This is a genomic window from Capnocytophaga sp. oral taxon 336 str. F0502, assembly GCF_000411575.1.
GTDB lineage: Bacteria > Bacteroidota > Bacteroidia > Flavobacteriales > Flavobacteriaceae > Capnocytophaga > Capnocytophaga ochracea.
Genome location: NZ_KE150489.1, coordinates 408,544 through 432,131, shown reverse-complemented (window position 1 = coordinate 432,131; position 23,588 = coordinate 408,544). Strand labels below are relative to the sequence as shown.

The 23,588-nt window shown below is 39.0% G+C and carries 15 protein-coding genes and 1 pseudogene; 4 read left to right on the top strand and 12 right to left on the bottom strand.

The annotated features are described in order from the left end of the window. Nucleotides 1-312: 312 nt before the first annotated feature. Nucleotides 313-2,988 (top strand): putative LPS assembly protein LptD, encoded by a 2,676-nt coding sequence (locus HMPREF1528_RS05270; protein ID WP_034567892.1) that lies wholly within the window; start codon nt 313-315, stop codon nt 2,986-2,988. 32 nt (nt 2,989-3,020) lie between these two features. Beyond that, nucleotides 3,021-5,009, top strand: a complete 1,989-nt coding sequence (ligA, locus tag HMPREF1528_RS05265; protein WP_016478935.1) for an NAD-dependent DNA ligase LigA — start codon at nt 3,021-3,023, stop codon at nt 5,007-5,009. 139 nt (nt 5,010-5,148) lie between these two features. Here ligA and HMPREF1528_RS05260 read toward each other — a convergent pair whose 3' ends face one another. The 4 genes from HMPREF1528_RS05260 to HMPREF1528_RS05245 form a co-directional block, all read right to left on the bottom strand. Further along, on the bottom strand, nt 5,149-6,342 hold the full coding sequence (locus HMPREF1528_RS05260) for an OmpA family protein (RefSeq protein WP_016478934.1): 1,194 nt from the start codon (nt 6,340-6,342) through the stop codon (nt 5,149-5,151). A 114-nt stretch (nt 6,343-6,456) separates the two neighbouring features. After that, on the bottom strand, nt 6,457-6,747 hold the full coding sequence (hpf, locus tag HMPREF1528_RS05255) for a ribosome hibernation-promoting factor, HPF/YfiA family (RefSeq protein WP_002671089.1): 291 nt from the start codon (nt 6,745-6,747) through the stop codon (nt 6,457-6,459). 32 nt (nt 6,748-6,779) lie between these two features. Next, complete coding sequence (locus HMPREF1528_RS05250; RefSeq protein ID WP_002671087.1) at nt 6,780-7,703, bottom strand: tyrosine-type recombinase/integrase; 924 nt, start codon at nt 7,701-7,703, stop codon at nt 6,780-6,782. Nucleotides 7,704-7,929: 226 nt separating this feature from the next. Continuing rightward, nucleotides 7,930-9,177 carry an ABC transporter permease gene (locus tag HMPREF1528_RS05245; protein ID WP_016478933.1) on the bottom strand — a complete coding sequence of 416 codons (1,248 nt, stop codon included), beginning with the start codon at nt 9,175-9,177 and terminating at the stop codon, nt 7,930-7,932. Nucleotides 9,178-9,803: 626 nt separating this feature from the next. Here HMPREF1528_RS05245 and HMPREF1528_RS05240 point away from each other — a divergent pair. Together HMPREF1528_RS05240 and HMPREF1528_RS05235 are read left to right on the top strand one after the other, a co-directional pair. Continuing rightward, the gene (locus tag HMPREF1528_RS05240; RefSeq protein WP_002671070.1) at nt 9,804-11,852 is read left to right on the top strand and encodes an HD family phosphohydrolase; all 2,049 of its coding nucleotides are present in this window, start codon (nt 9,804-9,806) and stop codon (nt 11,850-11,852) included. A 4-nt stretch (nt 11,853-11,856) separates the two neighbouring features. Continuing rightward, entirely contained in the window at nt 11,857-15,747 is a 3,891-nt protein-coding gene (locus HMPREF1528_RS05235) for a response regulator (RefSeq protein WP_016478932.1), read from the top strand. Nucleotides 15,748-15,823: 76 nt separating this feature from the next. Here the strand turns inward: HMPREF1528_RS05235 and HMPREF1528_RS13060 are convergent. The 8 genes and pseudogenes from HMPREF1528_RS13060 to HMPREF1528_RS05200 all read right to left on the bottom strand — a co-directional run. Then, nucleotides 15,824-15,955 (bottom strand): annotated as a pseudogene (locus tag HMPREF1528_RS13060) (hypothetical protein); the annotation flags it as partial. A 175-nt stretch (nt 15,956-16,130) separates the two neighbouring features. After that, complete coding sequence (locus HMPREF1528_RS05230; RefSeq protein ID WP_034567858.1) at nt 16,131-16,751, bottom strand: DUF5683 domain-containing protein; 621 nt, start codon at nt 16,749-16,751, stop codon at nt 16,131-16,133. Beyond that, entirely contained in the window at nt 16,744-17,676 is a 933-nt protein-coding gene (locus HMPREF1528_RS05225) for a ParB/RepB/Spo0J family partition protein (protein WP_016478930.1), read from the bottom strand. The genes HMPREF1528_RS05230 and HMPREF1528_RS05225 overlap by 8 nt, the downstream gene beginning before the upstream one ends. Further along, nucleotides 17,676-18,446, bottom strand: a complete 771-nt coding sequence (locus HMPREF1528_RS05220) for a ParA family protein (protein ID WP_016478929.1) — start codon at nt 18,444-18,446, stop codon at nt 17,676-17,678. The genes HMPREF1528_RS05225 and HMPREF1528_RS05220 overlap by 1 nt, the downstream gene beginning before the upstream one ends. An 11-nt stretch (nt 18,447-18,457) precedes the next feature. Then, nucleotides 18,458-18,610: a hypothetical protein gene (locus HMPREF1528_RS12720; protein WP_016478928.1), complete on the bottom strand. Its 153-nt coding sequence runs from the start codon at nt 18,608-18,610 to the stop codon at nt 18,458-18,460. A gap of 47 nt (nt 18,611-18,657) precedes the next feature. After that, nucleotides 18,658-20,337 carry a putative transporter gene (locus HMPREF1528_RS05210; RefSeq protein WP_009417499.1) on the bottom strand — a complete coding sequence of 560 codons (1,680 nt, stop codon included), beginning with the start codon at nt 20,335-20,337 and terminating at the stop codon, nt 18,658-18,660. Between the two features lie 183 nt (nt 20,338-20,520). Next, a complete protein-coding gene (gene pruA, locus HMPREF1528_RS05205) occupies nt 20,521-22,146 on the bottom strand; it encodes an L-glutamate gamma-semialdehyde dehydrogenase (protein WP_016478927.1) in 1,626 nt (541 codons plus the stop codon). A gap of 457 nt (nt 22,147-22,603) precedes the next feature. Then, nucleotides 22,604-23,542 carry a hypothetical protein gene (locus tag HMPREF1528_RS05200; RefSeq protein WP_016478926.1) on the bottom strand — a complete coding sequence of 313 codons (939 nt, stop codon included), beginning with the start codon at nt 23,540-23,542 and terminating at the stop codon, nt 22,604-22,606. Nucleotides 23,543-23,588 lie beyond the last annotated feature (46 nt).

Genomic DNA, 23,588 nt, shown 5'->3' with positions numbered 1-23,588 from the left:
GAAAAAGTGGAGGAAAAGTGGAGGAGATTTTAACTTTACTAAAGTTTTAAATTATGGAAAAGTTTGCGATGCAAAAGCGATTTTGAGACTTTTCAAGCATCTCCGGCGCAACGACACAAAGAAAAAAGGGTGAGTGTGACAACGTTATAGTGAAGGGCTATTGTTTGTAAAATCTTGTGTTTTGGGAGTTGATTTTTTCGTAGATAGCAGTTAATTCAAAAAAAAGTTGTATTTTTGACCCCTCAATAAAACTATACAGAAAGAACTTTGTTACATTATAAACGTCAACTCACTTTCATTATCAGCTTATTAGTGGTAAGCTCCTGTCTTTGGTATGCGGAATCATTCGCCTTTAAGTCGGGTGGTTTTCACTATACAACTCCGTGGGCAGTGCGCGATACTATCAAAAAAGATACTGTAGAGCCTAAAAACGACCGCCGTGGGCGACGTATCAAGCCTAAGAAACCTTCGGAAAAAGCTAAAGATTCCCTTAAAAACGATACGATTAAAAAACCTAAGAATGCCTTGGAAGACATTGTGAAATACAAGGCTAAGGACAGTATTGTGTTCAACAAGGTGAAGAACGAAATCATTTTGTACAACGAAACTAATGTGCAATATACTGATATTGACATCACTGCGGGAATAGACGTGATTAACTATGAGAAAGGCGAAGTGTATGCCGGACGCCTAAAAGACAGCGTGGGAGAATATACCCAACACCCTGTATTTAAGCAAGGTAGTGATGTAATAGAGCCCGATTCGATACGTTTTAATTACCGCAACCAGAAGGCGATTATCCGCAATGCTTATACCAAGCAGGACGAGAACAACATAAAAGGCGAAATCATTAAGAAAGAAAATGACTCTACTTACTTTATGAGAAACGCGATTATCACTACTGCCGAAGACCTCGACGACCCTGATTATTACATCAAAGTGCGCAAAGCGAAGTTCGTGCCTAAGAAGAAGGTTATCGCAGGGTTTAGCAATATGTATATCGTGGATATTCCTACGCCTTTGGCTATTCCGTTCGCTTATTACCCTATGGTATCGGGACGCACTTCGGGGCTTATCTTCCCTACCTTTGGAGAAGTGAATAACCGTGGCTATTTTTTGCAGAACATAGGTTATTACTTTGTAATTAGCGACAATTTTGACCTTTCGCTTACGGGTGACTATTATACCAATGGTAGCTATGGGCTTAGGGCACAATCGGCTTATGTGAAGCGCTACAAGTATTCAGGAAACTTTAATCTTTCATTTGAGAATAACATATACAGTATGAGGGGTTTACCTGACTATTCAGGTAGCCGTATGTACAATATCCAGTGGTCGCATTCCAAAGACGGCAAAGCCAACCCTAATTCTAACTTTTCGGCTTCGGTGAACCTATCGAGCAACAGTAGATATTATCAAGAATCCTACAATCAAGCGAACACGTCGAACTTTTTGAACAACACGATGATGTCGTCTATCTCGTATTCCAAGACATTCCCAGCGTATCCTTCGATTAACTTATCGCTATCGGCATCGCATTCACAAAATACGAATACGAAAAGTATTGATATGACACTCCCTTCGATGCGTGCGAGTATGGAGCGCATTTATCCTTTTGCCCGTGAAGGACAAACGAAGAAAGGACTTATCAAGAGTTTGAATTTCCAGTACAGTATGCAAGCCGATAACCGTTTTTCGACCTATGACAGTTTGTTCTTTACTAAAAAAATGTTTGACGAGGCGAGAAACGGGGTGCGACACTCTATACCAGTGAGTACAACTGCTAAGCTATTTAAATACGTTACCTTAGGGTTGAACTCATCAGTAAACGAGACGTGGCAATTTAAGACAATTCGCCGTAAGGACTTCAACAGCAATACGGGCAAGGTGGGCATTGACACCCTTAGCGGTTTTGACCGTTTTATGACGTACAACCTCGGGGCGAGTCTCGGTACGACTATCTACGGTACTTTCCGTTTTGGCAAGAACGCTAAAATACAAGCTATTCGTCACGTGATGCGACCCTCGGTGAGTTATGGTTATAATCCTTCTTTTGACCAGTATTACGATTATTATATTTCAGACGCTTATGGCAACCGCTCACAATACACCCGTTTTGAGGGGGGTATCTACGGTACGCCAAGTTTGGGTGAGTCGCAATCGATAGGGTTCTCATTGGCAAACACCTTTGAAGCCAAAGTGAAACAAAAAGATAGCACTGATGCTGAGCCGAAAAAGGTAATGCTATTGAACAGTCTCAATTTCAGTTCTAACTACAACGTGATTACTAAACAGTTTAGTCCGCTGAACATTACGGGGGGTACTTCTTTCTTTAACGGGAAGCTCGGGGTGAACTTTGGAGCAACACTCAACCCTTATGCAATAGACAACAACGGACGACAAATGGAGAAATGGAATATAGACAACGGCGGTAGCCTTTTTAGGCTTACTAATGCCAATATTTCTACCAACTATTCATTCTCGAACAAAGATAAAAAAGACAAGAATAAAGACAAACAAACGGGTAACGTAGCGGGAGGACGTACTGATGACCTCTTTGGGTCGTCGAAACCACTAAGCGAAGTGCAGGATATGGATAAGAACCGCAAAGAAGGCGAGGATAAAGATGAGAAGAAGACCTTTTACAAGGCAGTTATCCCTTGGGACATAACCTTAGCACACTCGCTTACTTATAGCAATCAGGCACGCGAAAATAAGATATCCAACAACTCGCTAATGTTCTCAGGGAACGTATCGCTCACGCCCAAATGGCAGGTAGGAGTTTCGAGCGGTTATGACTTTGTAAACCAAGGATTCACCTATACCCAATTACGTTTTGAGCGCGATTTGAGCAGTTTCCGTATGAGTTTTCAGTTTACTCCGTTCGGTTATCGCAGTTCCTGGTATTTCTTTATCGGCATCAAAGCCTCAATGCTTTCAGACCTAAAATGGGAGAAGAACAAAGAGCCGGATAGGGTCTTAAGGTAAAAGGTAAGAGGTAAAAGGTAACAAGGAGAATTATGAAAGAAAAGATACAACAACTTCGGGAGGAACTCAATGAGCACAATTATAACTACTATGTGCTGGACAATCCTACGATTTCGGATTATGAGTTCGACCAAAAGCTCAAAGAACTACAAGCCTTAGAGCAAGCATACCCAGAGTTTTACGATGAGAATTCGCCTACTGTACGCGTGGGAGGTTCTGTTACTAAAAGTTTTCCAACCGTAGTACACGAATACCGTATGTACTCGTTAGATAACTCTTATTCTAAGGAAGACTTAGAGGAATGGGAACAGCGTATTATCAAGACGTTAGGCAGTGACCAAATTAACTTTACTTGCGAACTGAAATACGACGGTGCTTCTATAGATTTGTTGTACGAAAACGGCAAGCTTAAACAAGCTACTACTCGTGGAGATGGTATTCAAGGTGACGATATTACCGCCAATGTGCGTACGATTCGTTCAGTACCCTTGCAACTAAAAGGCGATTACCCTGAACGTTTTTACATTCGCGGGGAGATAGTAATGCCTAAAAAAGCCTTTGAAAACCTCAATAAGGAACGTATAGCAGCTGGCGAAGACCCTTTTATGAACCCTCGTAACACCGCCAGCGGTAGTCTCAAATTGCAAGATACTGCCGAGGTTGCTAAACGAGGTTTGGATTGCTTGTTGTACTTTTTGGTAGGGAACACAGGTATAAAGAGTCAGTTTGAGAGTTTAGAAAAAGCACGCGAATGGGGCTTTAAAGTACCTAATATTTCCAAATTGTGCCATTCTACTGCCGAAGTGATGGACTTTATCAACGAATGGGATACCAAACGTCACACTTTGCCTTATGAAACTGATGGAGTAGTGGTAAAAGTAGATAGTATTGCCCAGCAAGAAGAGTTGGGGTATACTTCAAAATCACCGCGTTGGGCAATGGCTTACAAGTTCAAAGCTGAACAAGTAGATACTGTTTTAGAGAGTATTTCCTACCAAGTGGGACGTACGGGAGCTATTACTCCGGTGGCAAATCTCAAACCCGTGTTATTAGCGGGAACCGTAGTAAAACGGGCTTCATTGCATAATGCTGACCAGATTGAAAAGCTCGATATTCGCATAGGCGACTCGGTATATGTAGAAAAAGGCGGGGAGATTATCCCTAAAATTGTAGGCGTGAACTTAGATAAGCGCGAAGCAGATGCTCAACCCGTGAAATATATCACCCATTGTCCTGAATGTGGTACTGAATTGGTTCGTAACGAAGGCGAAGCGCAGCACTACTGTCCTAATGCTTATGGCTGTCCGCCCCAGATTACAGGTAGGATTCAGCATTTTATCTCACGCAAAGCAATGGATATAGAAGGCTTAGGTGAAGAGACAGTAGAACAACTCTTCCGTGCCGGTATTATCCATACTTATGCTGACCTCTATGAGGTAACCGTAGAGAAATTGCTCCCCTTAGAGCGTATGGCACAAAAGAGTGCTGAGAATATTGTTAAAGGTATTCAGAAATCAAAAGAAATACCTTTTGAACGCGTGCTTTTTGCTTTGGGGATTAGGTATGTAGGTGAGACTGTTGCCAAGAAGCTGGCACGCCACTACAAAACGATTGAAGCCCTAGAAAATGCTACTGTCGAACAGTTGGTGGAAGTAGATGAAATAGGGAACCAAATAGCTAGCAGTATAGTAAACTTCTTCGCTGATGACTACAACTGTCAACTCATCGATAGGCTGAAAGGCTATGGCTTGCAGTTTTCGATTAATGAACAAGCCACCGAAGGTCAAACTGATACTCTCAAAGGGCTTACCTTTGTGGTCTCTGGGGTCTTTCACTTGTATTCACGGGAGGAACTCAAAGCCCTTATTGAACAACACGGAGGTAAAGTAGGGTCGTCTATCTCTTCTAAAACTAATTACGTGATAGTAGGCGATAATATGGGACCAAGTAAGAAAGAAAAAGCCGAGCAATTAGGTGTAAAGATGATTAGTGAAGAAGAATTTAATGCAATGATTTTGTAAGTAGAGTTGCATATCCTTTTATGCTATAGCCTTCTCTTTGTTTGTTAAAATAAATAATCCTTCTCATAAAAAGCAATGCCCCCAAAAGATAGTACTTTTGGGGGCATTTGTCATTATTATTCTAAGTCGATTATACTTACTATTTCAAGTCAAAAGTTGTTTTACGAGCTAACTGACGTGCTCTTGAAGAGTTCTTATCAACACTTGCATCTACGCCTTTTCCTTCGGCAGTAATACGAGAGCCATCAAGACCTGTTTTCACAAGCAAATCTTTCACAGCATCAGCACGTTTTTGTGATAAAGTTTGGTTGTACTGAGTACCTCCTAATTCATCAGCATAACCATTAATATTAATGTGTGCATTAGGATTAGATTTCATATACTTAGCTACAAAATCTACAGCCCAAGAAGATGATATCTGTGGTTTAGATGAATTGAAATCAAAGTAAGCATTGATATAACCTTTTCTGATAAGGTCAGCAGCTACATCATCATCTTTTACTTCTCCGTTTTCACCTACTTTATCTTTTGCTTTGTAATTGTCGTTTAAGTAGCTTTCAATTTCATCAGGAACGTTGTTGCCATTGGCATCGTTCATTTTGTTTTGCTTGTTAGCCACTTCGCTCTTCAAGTCAGCAACGTTATTTTCAAGGTTAGCTACGCGTTGAGCCACTTCTTCTAATTCGTCTTTTTTAGAAGCTGCTGCCCAATCGGCGTGTTTACCGTGTTTACCGAGAGCAATATTTAAACCAGCAGTAAGGGTAAAGTGGTTTCCTTGGAAGCCTTGTTGTCCATTAGCTGATTTTGTGTCATAAGTAAGTTGTTGCTTACTATTGATGTACATTGAGGCATCAAGCAAAAAAGCTATACGGTTAGAAATTCTCAGCTGAGGAGTAAGACCTACTGTAAGAAATGCTATTTGGTCGGGTTTAGAAATATAATCACTATTAAGCTGTGAATATCCAAAACCTGCGTGCAATAGTAATCCTAAGTCACTTGTCCATTCTTCAAAGCTAAGAACACTCGCAAGGTTTGCTACCCCTTGTAGGTTTACATTCCAAAGTCTAGATTCAAAATTAGGCGTATCGTCATCATTCTTAAAAACGTCGTAACCACCGCCTAATCGAACCCCAAACTTGTTGTTTGCCATATAGCGCACACCTGCATTTGTGCTCCATAAATTAGGCGTATTAGTACTATACCCACTTGTAAAAGGAGTGGTAGGTTTATTAAACCCTCCATTTATATCAATAGACCATTTGTTATAGTCATTCTGTTGTGCTTGGACTCCAAAGAAAACCAATGAAGCCAATAGTAAAATGCTTCTTTTCATTACTTTCTGATTTTATAATTATACAAAAACTGGGGCAAAGATATAACTTTTTTTTGTATTCAAAAAGTTTTTAACAAACTTTAAAACTTCTGCTCTTCTCTATTGCATAAGTTTTTAGTGCTTATCTTTGTGTTTTAATAACATTCTTTCCAATGGTGTGATAGCACTATCAACCCCTTCTTCAAAAGTCTTAAACTGTTTCTTTACCACAAGACTTTCTCCTGGGATATGTACTTTCACTTCTACTATTTTATTTTCTTTGGTATTGGTATTTTCCAACTTCAAATGCACATCTGCTTCGATAATCCTATCGTAAAAATTATCGAGCTTATCAAGTTTTTTCTGAATAAAGTCTACTAATTTTTGGTCGACTGTAAAATCAACTGGGTGTACGTGTACTTTCATAATGTTTACAAATTTAAGGTTTAACAATTCAATTATTCTTCCTCATTGCTATTGCCTTTTGCCCGAGGGTGTGCTTTCTTATACTGCTTTTTGAGTTCAGCCAAGCTGGTGTTCGTATACACTTGGGTAGAAGCCAAGCTGGAATGCCCCAGTAGTTCCTTCACAGTATAAAGGTCTGCTCCATTATCTAACAAATGACTCGCAAATGAGTGTCTCAATACGTGAGGACTCACATCTTTCTTTGTTGTTACAACGCTAAAATACGAATTAATAATTCTGTATACCAGCGTCGAATATATCTTTTTACCATTCTTTACTAAAAATAGATAATCCTGGCTTTTTTCATTCTTTACCTCTTCTCTTAAAACTAAATATTCTTTAAGAGTGTTTTCAAGCTCAGGAATAATAGGTATATACCGCTCTTTATCACCTTTCCCAAGCACTTTTATTTGTTTTTGCTCAAAATCCACATCACTTACTTTCAGTCCAGACAACTCTGAGCGACGTATACCCGTAGCATAAAGCGTCTCAATCACTGCCCTATTCCTCACTTCATCAAATGAATCCTTCGATGAAAAAAAGGACAACACCTTTTCAATCTCAGCTTCCGAAAAAGGCAACTTGTGCTTCTTCTCCGTTTTCAATAAAAATATGCCTTTCTCAAACGGACTTATTTCTATCTGTTTCGTCTTCTTCAAGAAATTGTAATAAGTCTTTAAAGCCGATAACTTCCTATTGATACTCCTAAATGAAATAGTTTCATCCGATAAGTGTATAATCCATTTCTTTATATCTTCTTGGTCAGCTTGTTCCAAACAGCAATCTTCCCCTTTTTCCTCATATAGACTCTTAATAAACTTCTCAAAACTCCTAAGGTCGTGTTTATAAGCCTCAACTGTATGGTCAGAATATTTCATCTCTATCGAAAGATAAATAATAAAGGCGTTGATAGACATAGGTTAAAAATTTAGTTGATTAGTAAACTCAGTTTTTCAAGCAAGGTTCTCACCTTTCTTCGCTACAAAATAAGTAAATATTTTTGACATACTCCATAAAAAAAGTGTTAAATTTTAAGATGAATTGTTAATTATTTTTTTACTTGTAGAAAATGAGAAAGTTATATTTCTCTTTTTCTTCCTATAAAATTTCTTTTCTTACTAAATATATTGAAATTACTTTACATTACTGCCCGGTTCTAATCGCTTCCACAGGATTGAGCCGTGCAGCCGACGATGCAGGAATAATACCCGAAAGCAAACCTACTACAAACGAGATTCCTAAGCCTATCGCTACGTTCTTAAACGATAGCACAAAGTTAAACCCATCACTACTGCTCGGAATTATAAAGGTTAGTAACCACACAAAGAACAACCCAAAAAGTCCTCCGATGATAGCCAAAAGCACCGCTTCAAACAAAAACTGAAACAAGATAAACTGGTTTTTAGCTCCTAACGACTTTTGTACTCCTATAAGGCTCGTGCGTTCTTTCACGCTTACAAACATAATATTAGCAATACCAAAGCCTCCTACCAAGATTGAAAAGCCTCCTATAATCCAGCCCACCACATTCATCATACTAATCGTTTCGTCTATCATATCAGTAAACGACGATATTTTATTGACAAAAAAGTTATCTATATCCTCAGGTTTGAGTCCGCGATAAGCACGGAATTTCTGGCGCAATACCGCTTCATACTCCGCCATATCTACTCCTTTTTTAGGCTTTAACACTACTCCACTGGGTAGTCCTTGTGGGCCTGTATTCATAAATCCTCTTACGAAATTAGCTGGCACATAAGCATTATCATCGGGACCTCCCCCCAGTTCGCCATATTTTTTCAGTACCCCAATAACTGTGAGTCGGCGACCAAAAATGCGTATCTCTTTATTCATAGGGTCTTCCTCACCAAAAAGCTGTTCAGCCAGATTATGCCCTAATATAACTACCGCAGTACCGGCATTCGCTTCAGCTTCGTTGTAAAACCTACCTTTTTCTATCCTAATATCACTTATTTGTTCAACTCCTGCTGAAGTAGATTGTATAGTAGGCGACGGAATCGTTTTGCCATTGTATTTTATCGTCGAAAATACCCCAAACAATTCATACACCACAGCTTCAGTATTAGGTATTTCACGCTTCATAAATTCGTATTCCTGATAGGTAACTTGCGGAAAGTTCAAGCGTTGCCAGCGGGGTACATCGGTAGGAGCAAAAGAGAATTTAGAGACGTTTATCATATTCTTGTCTAACCCCGAAAGGCTCTCCTGAATACTTCTATTCAGTGAATCAACCGCCGCTAATACCGATATAATAGAGAAGATTCCCACCGTTACACCCAATAACGAAAGGAAAGTGCGGAGCTTATTATCTCGCAACGATTTGATTGCGAAGTTAAAACTCTCCTTTAATAGCTGCAAATAAATAAACATAGGTCAGTTATACTTGTATTTCTTTTTTGCAAATGTACATTATTTTTTTTAATTAAATACGAAATATTTTTTTCTTTCCTTCACTTTCTCTGTCTCTACATTCCCCCTTCCCCACCATACTCCCTCCTAGTGCCTATGGCCTAAGGCCTAGTGCCTATTCCTTTTTCTTTCGCCTCGAAACCCCGTTTTTACCGTTTTTAGCCTTGTTGTATTATGCTATTATTCAACCATTTATACACCCTTTCTATACCAATCGTCCAAGATTCGTATAAGCTTCCTATAAGCTCTCTATAAGCTAACCCCACCCTCCTTACACCCTTTTTTCACCAAAATTCCTCCCTCCCTTCTTCCGAATCTCTCCGATATCTTCCGAAAATTCAGAACCTCTCTTATTTCACAAGGCGTAGCCTTGATTTTGTTAAATTTTTGTTTAATTTCTGAGGCACAGCCTCATTCCTCTAACTTAAGCTCGCACATCATTTTCTAATTCTCTCATTTTCTAATTCTCTCATTTCCTCATTTTCTGGTATTATTGGCATTTCTGGTATTATTGGCATTTTTGGTATTAAAAAATTATTTCTTATCTTTGCATTGCATTTACATCTACATTTGAGAAAGGAAAAACGATGATAACGCTCAAAAATATCAAAGCATTTATTAAAAAATCACTTGTGTTCAAGGTTTTAGCCTTTGCTATAGCCTTAGTACTCATCTTGCAAGTATTTCCCGAAAAAGCGAAATTTAAATACGAATTTCGCAAAGGAGAGCTTTGGCAACACGAGAACCTATATGCCCCTTTTGATTTTCCCTTAAAGAAAACAGAAGAGCAAATAAAAGCCGAAAAACAACAAATAACCAACCAATCTACGGTGTATTACAAGCAAGATACTACCGCCTTTGTGAGTGCTAAGCAAAAGTTTGAACAGAAAAAGTACGCTTATTTTAAACATCTGCCCGACGATAAACGAGAACTCTTGCTTAAAAAAGCTGAGGCTTTTTTAGCGGAAAGCTATCGCAATGGAGTGATGCTTAATCAGCCTGCGTTTAGTCCTTCTGAAATCTTCATTATCAAGCATAACAATCAAATAGTAGAAGTACCTGCCGAACGTGTGTTATATCTTCAACAGTTGGCAACAGCTATTAAAAACTATTTCGATACCGCCCCTTATAATGAGTATCACAAAAATTACTACGACCTTTTCTTTGAAATCCTTACTCCTAATCTCGTAATCGACCAAAATTTCACTCAAAAAGCGCTTACTCAAAACCTTAAAGAGATAGTCTATACGCGCGGTTGGGTAAATAAAGGGAAACTCATCATTGCCAAAGGTGAATTGGTAGAGGGCGAAAAACTGAATACTTTGTTGTCGCTCAGAGACGAGTACGAAACCCAAACGTGGAGTCAGAACAACTATAATTGGTCGCTTTTAGGTTATTACACGCTAGTAGCTATGGTATTGCTACTGATGGCGTTATACTTAAAAATATACGAGAATAAATTATATAAAAGCAACCTTAAATTGAGTGTTATCTTACTCAATATGCTCAGTATGATTCTTTTCGTAGGGCTCATTTCAAGGTATTTCCCCGATTATATCTATATTGTCCCCGTAGGAATGATGGTGCTCATTCTCAAGTCGTTTTTCGATTTGCGTACCGTCCTCTTTGTGTATATCAGCACCATACTCATCACAGGTTTTATTGTGCCCAATAGCTTCCAGTTTGTATTCATACAGATTGTGGCTGCTATGGCTATCATTCTCACCCCTAAGGGAATGCACTACCGATTGAGCAGTTTTGTATCGGCGGGACTCATCACGGCTGCCTATTTAATTATTTATATCGCTTTCCACACCATTACCGAAGGAACACTCAAAGGGCTCGATATCTCTCTACTTACCCTCTTTATCCTCAATGGTATTGGTATTCTCTTTTCGCAACCCTTTACGTATATCTACGAACGTACTTTTGGCTTAGTTTCCGATGTCTCTCTCTTAGAACTCTCCGATACAAATACCAAGCTCTTGCGTCAGCTTTCCGAAAAAGCTCCAGGCACCTTCCAGCACTCTATGCAAGTGGCTAATCTTGCCGAAGCTGCTGCTGCCGAGATTGGAGCTAATACCCTCTTGGTGCGTGTAGGTGCCCTCTATCACGACATCGGTAAGATGGAAAACCCTATTTACTTTACCGAAAACCAAAAAACAAGCCTCAACCCTCACGACCAGCTTACTCCTGAACAAAGCGCTAAGGTGATTATCAAGCACGTAGCCGATGGAGTAGAACTCGCTCATAAAAACAAACTGCCCAAACGCATTATCGATTTTATTAAAACCCATCACGGACGCAGTCTTACTTATTATTTCTATCGCAAAGCCTTAGACTTAAATCCCGAAGGTACTAAGGAAGAAGATTTCCGTTATCCAGGTCCTATTCCTTTCTCCAAAGAAACCGCTATTCTTATGATGGCTGATTCGGTTGAAGCAGCTACTAAGAGCCTCAAAAATCCTACCTTCGAAGCTCTCAATGAGTTTGTAGACCGTATTATCAAAAAACAATTAGACGATAATCAGTTTGCCAATTCCGATATATCTTTCAAAGAAATCGAAGCTATCAAACGCATATTTAAAAGCAAACTTACCAATATCTATCACGTACGCATCGAATACCCTGAATAACCCAATGAAGATAATAAAACTACCATCGGTGCTTGGCACTTGTATCTTACTTTTTTTTACGTGGGTAATCTATGGGCAAAACCCTACGGAATACTATTTTAAACGTATTTCCATTGAACACGGTCTCTCTCAATCGGGCGTTACCGCTATTGTACGTGACCATAAGGGAATTTTGTGGATAGGTACTCGCCAGGGTATCAATAGGGTAGACCGTAATCATATCAAAAGATATACTGAGTCTTACATCTACCATCTTTATGAAGATACCCAGCATAACCTTTGGGCTGTAACCGATAAAGGCGTATGGCAATACGACCCAAATAAAGATACTTTTACCTCTAAAATCCAGCAACAACTCTTCTCTATTTGTGCTACTGAGCAAGGGGTTTACTTTGGTGGATATAGTGCTATCTACCAGTATAACTACAAAACTAAAAATATAGGGCGTTTGCCTTTGAGGAAAGAACCTAAAACAAAAGATAAAGAATGCCTCATTACCTATCTATGTCCTGTTGATAATACAACCTTTCTTGTAGGCACTGAAAACGATGGTATTTATAAGTATTCTCTTACCTCAGAACTGTTGAGTTTGTTTATTGAAAATACAAGCCCACTGAGTTCTTTGTATTATGATGCACAACGCAAAGAAGTGTATTATTCTATTTTTCAAAAAGGGCTTTTTCGTGCTACCCTTGCTGGTGAATTGCGCTCGCATTACGATACTCACAATACTCTTTTGTCCAATGATATTATCTTAGATATCAAGCCTTATAAAGGCAATATATGGTTAGCCACCGATGGGGGAGGAGTATCGGTTTTTAGTCCTGAGAAGAACACTTTTTACAATATTCAGCATAGTGCCGGTAATATACATTCCTTGCCGGTCAATTCCATTACAGTGCTTTATGAAGACCCTAATCATAACCTTTGGGCAGGTACAGTGCGCGATGGCGTTTTTCTCTTTAAAGAAACCTATATCAAGACTTATACCGATAGTGCGTTAGGAAGTAGCAATGGGTTAAGTGAACGCGCTGTGATAAGTTTATTCGAAGCTCCCAATGGCATCATATGGATAGGCACCGATGGAGGAGGTATCAATGCTTTTAATCCCAAAACAGAACAATTTGTACATCATACCAATACGTATAACGATAAGGTCTCTTCTATAACCTACTTTTCACCTAATGAGTTGTTAGTCTCTCTTTATGGCAAAGGTCTTTTCATATATAATATTCTGAGTCGTTCCTACACTCCTTTCTTGCTCATCGATGAAGCTACTGACCAGCAAGAGTGTCACGCAGGCTTTACTCCCTTTGTGTATCACATTGCTAAGGATAAAATACTCATTACAGCTAAAAATACCTATCTGTATAATCTTCAAAACAAAGAGTTTAATAAAATTTCTTTTGCCGAAGGACTTACTCCTAAAAATGCCTTACAGCTCAAAGCACAACAAGGTGATACTTTATTTCTCTCCAAAGGAAATGTACTCTACCAAATGAAGTTATCGGAAGCTAAGATAACACGTTATCTAACCCTTAATGAGGGGTATACTATTAGCGCAGTATGCAATGATAAAGCTCATCACACCCTTTGGATTGCTACTTCCAATGGGTTGTTTAGTTATGCGATACCACAAAAGAAGCTCAGTGCCGTAGGAACCGACAATATGTTCCACCAAATTAGCTATATGCAACTCGATACTGAACAGCGTTTGTGGATTAATGCTTCCAATGTGCTGTTTTCTTATCATATTCCTGATAAGAAGATAATGATTTGGGACGATTCCGATGGCTTTCTCCACAACGATGTGCTTACAGGCTATGTACAGTTGTTACCTTCCCCTTACATCTATATGGGAGGAGTGGGTGGTTTTGTGAAGATAAATAAGAATATTCACACCGAAGAGAGTAGTACTCCTTTACTCTTTTTGCAAAATATAGAATTGAACGGCAAAATATACACCGCCGAAAACTTTCCTAAAGAGGTACCCCCTTATTTCAAAACCTTAAAACTAAATGTAGGATTGAATGAAAAAGATATGTTTAGGCGCATACTCTTCCGTTTTAAGATTAAAAATAACGCCCAAACTTCGGTGATTGAAACCTATGACAATAGTTTAGACATCTCTTTGCTTTCAGTAGGAAAATACCAAGTAGAAGTCGCTTGTATGACTAAAAATGGCTATTGGACGAAAGATACCCCATTGCTCAACTTCGAAGTGCTTCCTGTGTGGTATCAGCGCACTTCTTTTTTGGTGGGAGTTTCTTTGCTTTTGTTGGCTATTATTGCAGGTGTAATGTGGGGTTATCTGCGTCGTAAAAAACAACAACTCAAATGGCAAATAGCTTTGCATCAGCAGGAACTCAATGAAGATAAAATACAATTCCTCACCAATGTAAGTCACGAATTGCGCACGCCTCTTACCCTCATTTATGCACCGTTAAAGCGTCTGCTGAATCATACCGAGAGTGGTAAGCTCACGCGTTCACAGAAAACCCAGTTAGAGAGTGCTTTCCGTCAAGCTACTACTATGAAGAATATTATCAATTGGGTATTAGACTATAACCGTAATACTTCGTTAGAAAATACACTCACCAAAGCCTATACTGATTTGAATCACCTTATCACCGATAGTGCTAAAGATTTTGAACAAGAATTTGAAACAAAGCATATAAGTTTAGAACTACACCTCGATAAAAATCTACCCCCTGTAGAGTTAGATAGTGCCAAAATAAGGGTAGTCCTTTCTAACCTACTAATGAATGCAGTAAAGTTTAGTAATGAGTATTCTACTATACACATTCGCAGTAGTTATAACGAACAAAAAGTGCGTTTTCAAGTAGAAAATACCGGTATAGGATTGCATAATATTGATATGGATAAGCTCTTTACTCGCTTTGAACAAGGAAAACACAACCAGCGAGGTAGTGGTATAGGGTTGGCTTATTGTAAAGAATTAGTGGAGAAACATCTCGGTACTATTGGGGCTTATCAAGATGAAGAAGAGCAAACGGTTTTTTATGTAGAATTACCTTATTCTCATAGTACTGAGGGCGTCCTTCATAAGTTTGAAGGTGAAGAAGAACAAACTGAAGCCCCAGAGAAGATAGCAGTAACTATGGATACCTCTATGTATTCTGTACTCTTAGTAGATGATAATCCTGATTTTTTAAATTATCTTTATGATGAACTTCGTCCGTTGTTTAAAAGCGTTTTAAAAGCAGTAAATGGTGAGGAGGCTTTGTTGTTATTAAAAACGCATCAGCCCGATATTATCATCAGCGATGTGATGATGCCTGTAATGAATGGTTATCAGTTGTGTAAAGAGGTGAAAGAGCATTTGCAAATCAGTCATATTCCCGTGATATTACTCACGGCTAAAAGTGATACCGAAAGTCAAAAGATAGGCTATAAATTAGGTGCCGATGCTTATCTCTCTAAACCTTTTGATATAGACCTTTTGCTTTCTGTAATAGGTAATTTGCTCAAACAAAAAGAGCTCATTAAGCAACGTTATGAAAAAGAACTATTGATTCCTTCACCGGCACTTACTACTATCAGCAATGCTGACGAAGTGTTTATGATAAAACTTAATGAAATCATCAAAAAGCACTATAGTAATATCGACTTAGATGTAACAATGATTTCTGAAGCAATGGCAATGAGTCGTGCTTCGGTGTATAATAAAATGAAACAAATTACAGGCATTGGTATCAGTGAATATATCAATAAGTATCGCATAGAAGTAGCTTGCCAGCTCTTAAAACAAACAGAAAAATCAGTTACTGATATAGCTTTTGAAGTAGGATTTAACTCTTCTAAGTATTTTAGTACAGTTTTTAAACAAGCTACTAAAATAACACCACGTGATTATAGAGAAGGTATGAAGTGATAAAGAAAAACAAAAAAGAGAGGCTATCTCAAAACTTTTTGAGGTAGCCTCTCTAAATATGTAATACTATGAGTTTCTATTTCCAATCTTTTTTCTTAGAGGTCTTACCAATACCTGGGTTAAAGCTATTGGTAGGGTCAAGAGAGTTGTAAAAGTTCTTAAGGTCGTCGTTAGCGTGATATAAATGCCCTACATTGTTCTCATCAGGTAGTTTTAGCTACACAATCACCCCACACATTCATAGAAAACAGTCGAAGTAATTATTTAGTGTCTGTATTTTTAATATACTGAAAAGTATCTTTTTCGTATTTGGTAGCAATATCAAAAATACTTTCTTATTTCAATGATGTGGAGCAAGGGTTCCAATAAGTTTTGTGTACCCATTATTTCTTGGATTTATAGTTGAGTGTCAAGCCAAATTGGGGCTGTGTGAGGAAATCGTGTTGAATGAAAGGTTCTACTGTGAGGCGTTCATCTACATTGAATTGTTTGAGATGTGCATCGACATTCGCCTCAATGATATTCAGGGCGTATAAGCCTATCCCTATAAGAATAGAAAGCTCTTTATTACGACGATAGAACTGTATGCCTCGTCTTAATCCATCGGTACTGAGACGAGGTTGTCCATCAGGGCGATTGCCATAGAATTCATCATCGGTAAATCCTTGTTGACGGCGTTTGTAGGCAGTGAGGTAACGATCGTATTCCTTAGAGTTTTGTATGTAGAAGTATATAGGGGTTCCGATAGCGATATACACCAAAGGTACTTTCCAGTAGCTTTTGTTGTATATCTGCCCTAAGCCTGGTATAACAGCTGAATAGAAAGCGGCTTTAGCAGGCGAAAGAGGGTCGGTATTCCAAGAGACTTTTTTCATATTGTCTTGCATAACAGCTACCTGCACAGAGTCTGAGGGTGTTTTTACCACTTCCTCTGTATCGTCTTGTGCATACGAAATACCCACTCCCATAAGTAGGGCTATTATCAAAACAATCGTTCTACTCATCCTTTTTGTGTAATAAACTTTGAATACGTTTGAAATCTTCCTCTGAACTAAAAGGAATGGTAAGGCTACCTTTGCCGTTCTTGCTCATCTTTACAGTAACTTTAGTACCAAAAAAATGATTTAAACTACTCATATTTTCTTTAATGTAAGAAGGAACTTCGTTTTTGTTACTGCTTTTAGGTAGCTGTATGCTCACTACATTAGGCGTTTCGGGGTTTTGCAAACGGCGTACGAGTTCTTCGGTATCGCGTACCGATAAATTATCGGAAATGATACGCTGGTATACTTCCGCTTGTTGTTCAGGGTTTTCTATGGCGATTATTGCACGACCGTGCCCCATAGAAATGAATCCGTCGCGTATGCCTGTTTGAATGATAGGAGCGAGTTTGAGCAAACGCAAATAGTTTGTAATGGTAGAACGTTTCTTGCCCACACGTTTGCTCATTTGGTCTTGAGTGAGATTCACCTGCTCAATGAGCTGTTGGTAAGAAAGAGCAATCTCTATGGGATCTAAATCTTGACGCTGAATATTCTCTACCAAAGCCATTGTGAGTGACTCGTTGTCATCGGCAATGCGAATATAGGCAGGAATGGTTTTTAGTCCAGCTAATTTAGAAGCTCTGAAACGGCGTTCGCCCGAAATGAGTTGATATTTGTTTTCTCCGTCGAGTTTGCGTACAGTGATAGGTTGCACTACCCCTAATTCCTCAATAGAAGAAGCGAGCCCTTGTAACTCTTCTTCATTAAAAGAAGTACGAGGCTGAAAGGGGTTCGTTTCTATTAGGTCGAGTTCAAGCTCTATGATATTTCCTACAATCTTATCGGCATTTTTATCTTTGATAGAATTAATAGCCACTTCGGGGCTATTGCCAAAAATAGCTGAAATACCTCTCCCCAAGGCAGGTTTTTTAGCAGGTTTTGTCATTATACAGTTTTGTTTTTATCTATAATCTCTTGAGCTAAGTTGATGTGATTGGTAGCCCCTTTGCTGGTAGCATCGTAGTTGATGATGGTTTCACCAAAACTAGGTGCTTCACTAAGGCGTACATTACGCTGAATAATGGTTTTAAACACCATATCACTGAAGTGTTTTTGTACCTCTTCTACTACTTGGTTAGACAAACGTAAGCGCGCATCGTACATAGTGAGTAGTAAGCCTTCGATATCCAAATCGGGATTAAAGGTTTTTTGTACACTTTTAATAGTATTGAGAAGTTTACCCAACCCTTCCAAAGCGAAATACTCACACTGGATAGGTATAATCACCGAGTTAGCTGCTGTAAGAGCATTCAGGGTGATAAGTCCCAACGAGGGGGCACAGTCTATCAAAATGTAATCGTATTGGTCTTTGATAGGCTCTAAGGCTTTTTTGAGCATATATTCTCGTTGTTCTTTGTCTACGAGCTCAATCTCAATAGCCACTAAGTTGATGTGAGCAGCAATAAGGTCGAGATTAGGAGAGCTGGTGTGAACAATCATATCTTTAGCCTCCATAGTGTGTTCCAAAAGCTCGTAAGTACCGTGCTCAATAGAATCTACATCAATACCTATGCCAGAAGTAGCATTTGCCTGCGGGTCGGCATCGATGAGTAATACTTTTTTCTCCAATACGCCCAATGCGGCGGCTAAGTTCACGGAAGTAGTGGTTTTACCTACTCCTCCTTTTTGGTTTGCAATAGCTATTATTTTACCCATAGATTTATATTTTAAAAGTTAAACGGAAGCCTTTGTTTGGCTACTTCAGCCAAGATAGCTTCATTTTTATCGGTAGCACTCTTAATGGTTTTGTTTAAGGCAATTATCAAAAAATCCTTGATTTCTTGGAGTTTGCCCACCAAATCCATCATATTTTCAAACATAATATTTTATTCTTTCAGAGGGCAAAAGTACAACTTTTTTTGAAACGTCACACAAAAAATACAATCAATAATTGTGCTACCATTATTCGCAAGAATGTAGTAAGCGGATATACACTTGCATAAGTGAGTGCGGGAATCTCGGAGTTCGACATATCATTAGCAAAAGCCAAAGCTGGCGGGTCGGTTGAAGCTCCAGAGAGTAATCCGCAGATACCCAAATAATCTAATTTTCCTCTAAAACGAGCTACTAAAGAGGTAATAATAAGTGGTATAAGAGTAATGAGTGCTCCTAAACACATCCAGTACAAGCCTTGTCCGTGCAAAATAGTTTCTATAAAAGTAGCTCCTGCGTCTAAGCCCACACTAGCAAGGAAGAGCACAATACCTATCTCTCGTACCATCAGGTTGGCACTTTGCGATACGTAGTGAGTTACTGAGAATTTACCGCCATAACGACTGATGAGAATGGCAACAATCAGAGGGCCTCCTGCTAACCCTAATTTTACAGGTACAGGTATGCCAGGGATAGCAAACGGAATGCTTCCTAATAATACACCAAGAGTAATACCCATAAAGAGCTCGGCTATGTGAGGGGTTTGCATACGTCGTTTAGAATTACCGAACTCTTTGCTTACGAGTTGTATGTGCGATTCATCGCCTATTACAGTAATGGTATCACCAAACTGTAATTTAGTATCGGCAGCGGGCACGAACTCAATACCTGCACGATATACACGAGTGATGGTTACTCCAAAACGTTTGCGAACATCGAGCTCTGCAAGAGTTTTAGTGAAAATAGCACGTTGGGTAACGTTGATACGGCGTGAAGTATAGCGCATATCTTTTACATCAGGGAAATAATCCAAAATAGAAACGCTGTCACCTATTAGGGTCAAAAACTTCTCATTTTCTTTTTGGTTAGCTACTATCAGTACGATATCGCCTTCTTCTATCAGTGTGTCGGCACTAGCTAATATAATCTCTCCTTTTCTACACATACGTGAGATGGTAAAGTCGAAATCAAGAGTTTGTTTGATAACGCTCAATTTTTTACCAAAGAGGGCAGGATTGCTTACTTTTATCGCGAATCGATTGATCACTACTTGATCTTTAGAGTGACGTACAGAATTTAAACGTTTTTCAACATCTAAATTCACTTTTAAGAAGGCTTTGAGCCCTAACATTACCAAGATAATTCCTAACACCCCAAAAGGATAAGCAACAGCATAGGCGGTAGAGAGGTTCGGCATTGTAGCTGGGTCGCCTTTAAATACATCTTCTAAAGTAGCTTGAGCAGCTCCTAACCCTGGAGTATTGGTTACGGCACCTGACATTATACCTACCAAGGTACCCATATCGGTCTGGGTGATGTAGTGGATAGCAATTACAGTAAGTACACAACTCACAATAGAGAGCACTGCCAAGAGATTGAATTTGATGCCTTCTTTTTGGAAGGAGGCAAAAAAGCCAGGGCCTACTTGTAGTCCGATGGTGTAGACGAACAGAATCAATCCGAACTCTTTTACAAAATGTTGAATATGGGGGTTTACAGTGAATCCTAATTCGGCCATAGCGATACCTGCGAAAAGTACCCAAGCAATACCAAAAGAGATGCCAAATATTTTAATTTTTCCTAAAGCAACTCCTACTGCGATGACCACGCTATACACTATCACAGTGTAAGCCACACTCTCGTGGTTAGTCATCAAGTTCCAAAGCCATTCCATTTAATGTCTAATGATTAATGTTTAGTGTTTAATGATTAATTAAGCCCCCGACCCCCCGAAGAGGGACAATCCACAAATACAAGTGTTCGTAAGGGAACTGTTTTTATATAGATTTAAGAGAAACTTTGCCAAAGGTGCGAGCCGCACGGGCAGAGAACTTTGGCAAAGTTAAAATTTTATTTATTATCCTAAGAATGGATAACGATAGTCTACTGGTGGTACAAAAGTTTCTTTGATAAGGCGTGGCGATACCCAGCGCAATAGGTTTTGGGCAGACCCAGCTTTGTCGTTAGTACCTGAGGCGCGTGCACCACCGAAAGGTTGTTGCCCTACTACGGCTCCCGTAGGTTTATCGTTGATATAGAAATTACCCGCTGCGTTTTCGAGTACTTTTACTGCTTCGTCTAACGCATAACGACAAGTACCAAATACAGCTCCTGTGAGTGCATAAACTGAAGTTTCATCAACGAGTTTCAAGGTTTCTTCCCATTTAGAGTCATCATATACATACACAGTTACTACAGGTCCGAAAAGTTCGGTTTCCATAGTGGTATAATGAGGATTGGTAGTAACAATAACAGTAGGTTCTATAAAGTATCCTTTGCTTTTATCATATCCACCACCTACAAATATCTCGGCATCTTTGTCTTTTTTAGCTTGGTCTATATATTTAGCTAATTTGTCAAAAGAATGTTCGTGAATTACCGCAGTGATGAAGTTTTCAAAGTTTTCAGGAGAACCCATTTTGAAAGATAAGACATCTTTTTTTACCAATTTCAGCGTTTCGTCTGCCTTCGATTTAGGTAAGTACACGCGAGAAGCAGCACTACATTTTTGTCCTTGATATTCAAAAGCTCCACGAGTAATAGCCGTAGCTACTTGTTTAGGGCAAGCACTTGGGTGGGCGATGATAAAGTCTTTACCACCTGTTTCACCTACAATTTTAGGATAAGAGCGATAGAGGTGAATATTGTTACCTATCTTTTTCCAAATATCTTGGAATACTTCGGTAGAGCCTGTAAAATGAATACCTGCGAAATGAGGGCTTGCTAAAACAGTATCGGTAATCATAGCTGCATCGCCGTGCAATACGTTGATAACACCATCGGGTAAACCTGCTTTTTTGAGGACTTCTACTATCATTTCAGCCGAAAATATTTGTGAAGTACTAGGCTTCCAAATGACTACATTTCCCATAAGGGCAGCACTGGTAGGGAGGTTGCCTGAGATGGCGGTGAAGTTAAAAGGTGTAACAGCATATACAAAACCTTCCAACGGACGGTATTCTACACGATTCCATACGCCTTCGGAAGAGTTAGGTTGGTCGTTATAGATATTAGCCATAAACTGCACATTAAAGCGCAAGAAGTCTATCAGCTCGCAAGCAGAATCTATTTCGGCTTGGTGTACGGTTTTAGACTGTGCTATCATAGTAGCAGCGTTCATTTTAGCACGGTAAGGACCTGCAATAAGGTCGGCAGCTTTTAAAAAGATAGCAGCGCGTTCTTCCCACGCAAGGTTAGCCCACTGAGTACGCGCCTTTAGCGCTGCTTCAATGGCTTTTTGCACGTGTTCTTTGCTCGCTTTGTGGTAAACACCTAATGAGTGCTTATGGTCGTGAGGGGAATGCATTTCACCTGTCTGACCTGTACGTACGGCTTCACCTCCAATATAGAGAGGGGCATCTACTTTAGTATTCCACAATTCTTTATAGGCTTGTAGTACAGCCTCACGCTCAGTACTTCCTGGCGCATAACTTTTTACGGGTTCGTTGGTAGCTTTAGGAACCTTAAAAAATCCTTTTCCCATAGTATAGTTGTTTTTAGTTGTTGATACAATTCGAAAATTTCGGCTAAATTACAACAATTATTTGAATGTGCAAATTTTGATGAGATAATTTCTCAATTCGGGTGAAAGATAAAAGGTAGAGAGTAAAAGGTGTGTTATAACTTCGTACAATTGTTTTAACTCATTTGATAACTTTTTATGCTGTGAGCAAGTTGAGATATTTTAGTGAAAAGTGAAGAGAGAAAAATGTTTTGAGGAGGAAAATGTATCTGAATATCAATGTTTATTCGAAGGAAGAGCGAATCTAAGACGAACAATGAACGGTGCAAAACACACGGACAGATATAGAATAAATGGAGGGTAATAGGAGTAAAACGAGTATAAACTGGTTTTATTAGCTTTACTTATTGTTTAAAAAAGAGACTGTTCTTTTTTAAGGAACAGTCTCTTTTATTATTGCTAAGTGATATACACAAAATTATAAAAAGGTACCACTGCTTTCAGGAGAAAGATCAGAAGCTATAATGTCGTCTTGATCTTTTTTTATTTCGGCTTTACTAACGCCAAATTCGCGCATTGCATCTTCTACCGTCTTGTCTTCTCGCAAAAGGTCTGTGTAGATATGTATAGGTATTTTTACATCTAACACTTTATTAGCAGGCACAGTATTATAGGCTAGATTTGCGGGCTTGGTAGCGAAAACACCTAATACGATTTGCAAATCGAAGTTTATATAGGTTCTTTTTACTTCAAAGAAACCTTTTAACCCTATCTGTTCTTTTCTAAGCTCCCCTTTAGGAGCATTAGGGTTTTTATCAAAACTACCTCCTTTGATATACAATTCTTCGGGGTTGGTATCGCGGTATTTGTAGTCGAGTGCTTCAGCTTGGGTAGGTACAGTTGTATTGCTGGCTACTGCTGTGAAATTATTGGCAATAAAGAAGAATTGGTAGTGATTAGGAGCATCACCAGTGCTCAGTTGTGCATTTACACGCTTGCCGTCTTTGTCGTAAAAAATCAATTCTATACCGTATAAGCTCACGCCTGCATTGTGCTGGTGATTGTGGAGCGCATCTTCGTCCTCATCTTCATCGTGGTGATTATCAGCCACTACATCAGTTCCTTCCCAGCGGATAGCAGTAGGGTTATCGGTAGCAGGTGTAGGCACTCCATTTATGTTATTAAAATAGAAACGTTGTACTGTTTTGAGGTATTTCACAGGGTAATCGGGGTTTCCGTGAAAATATCCGTGAGAATGCCCTTTGGTAAAGCGCACTTCGAGTTTGCTCCACGTAAATTCAGTAGGGTCTGTAATAATACGGTTTTCTGGGTCTTTGTCCTTACTGCAAGAATTTAGGGTTATTGTTACAAATAGTAAAAATAAACTGATTTTTAAGATATAATATATTCTTTTCATCGTTTTTTAATATTAAAAGTTATTGTTTTGTAAATAATGTATTAGC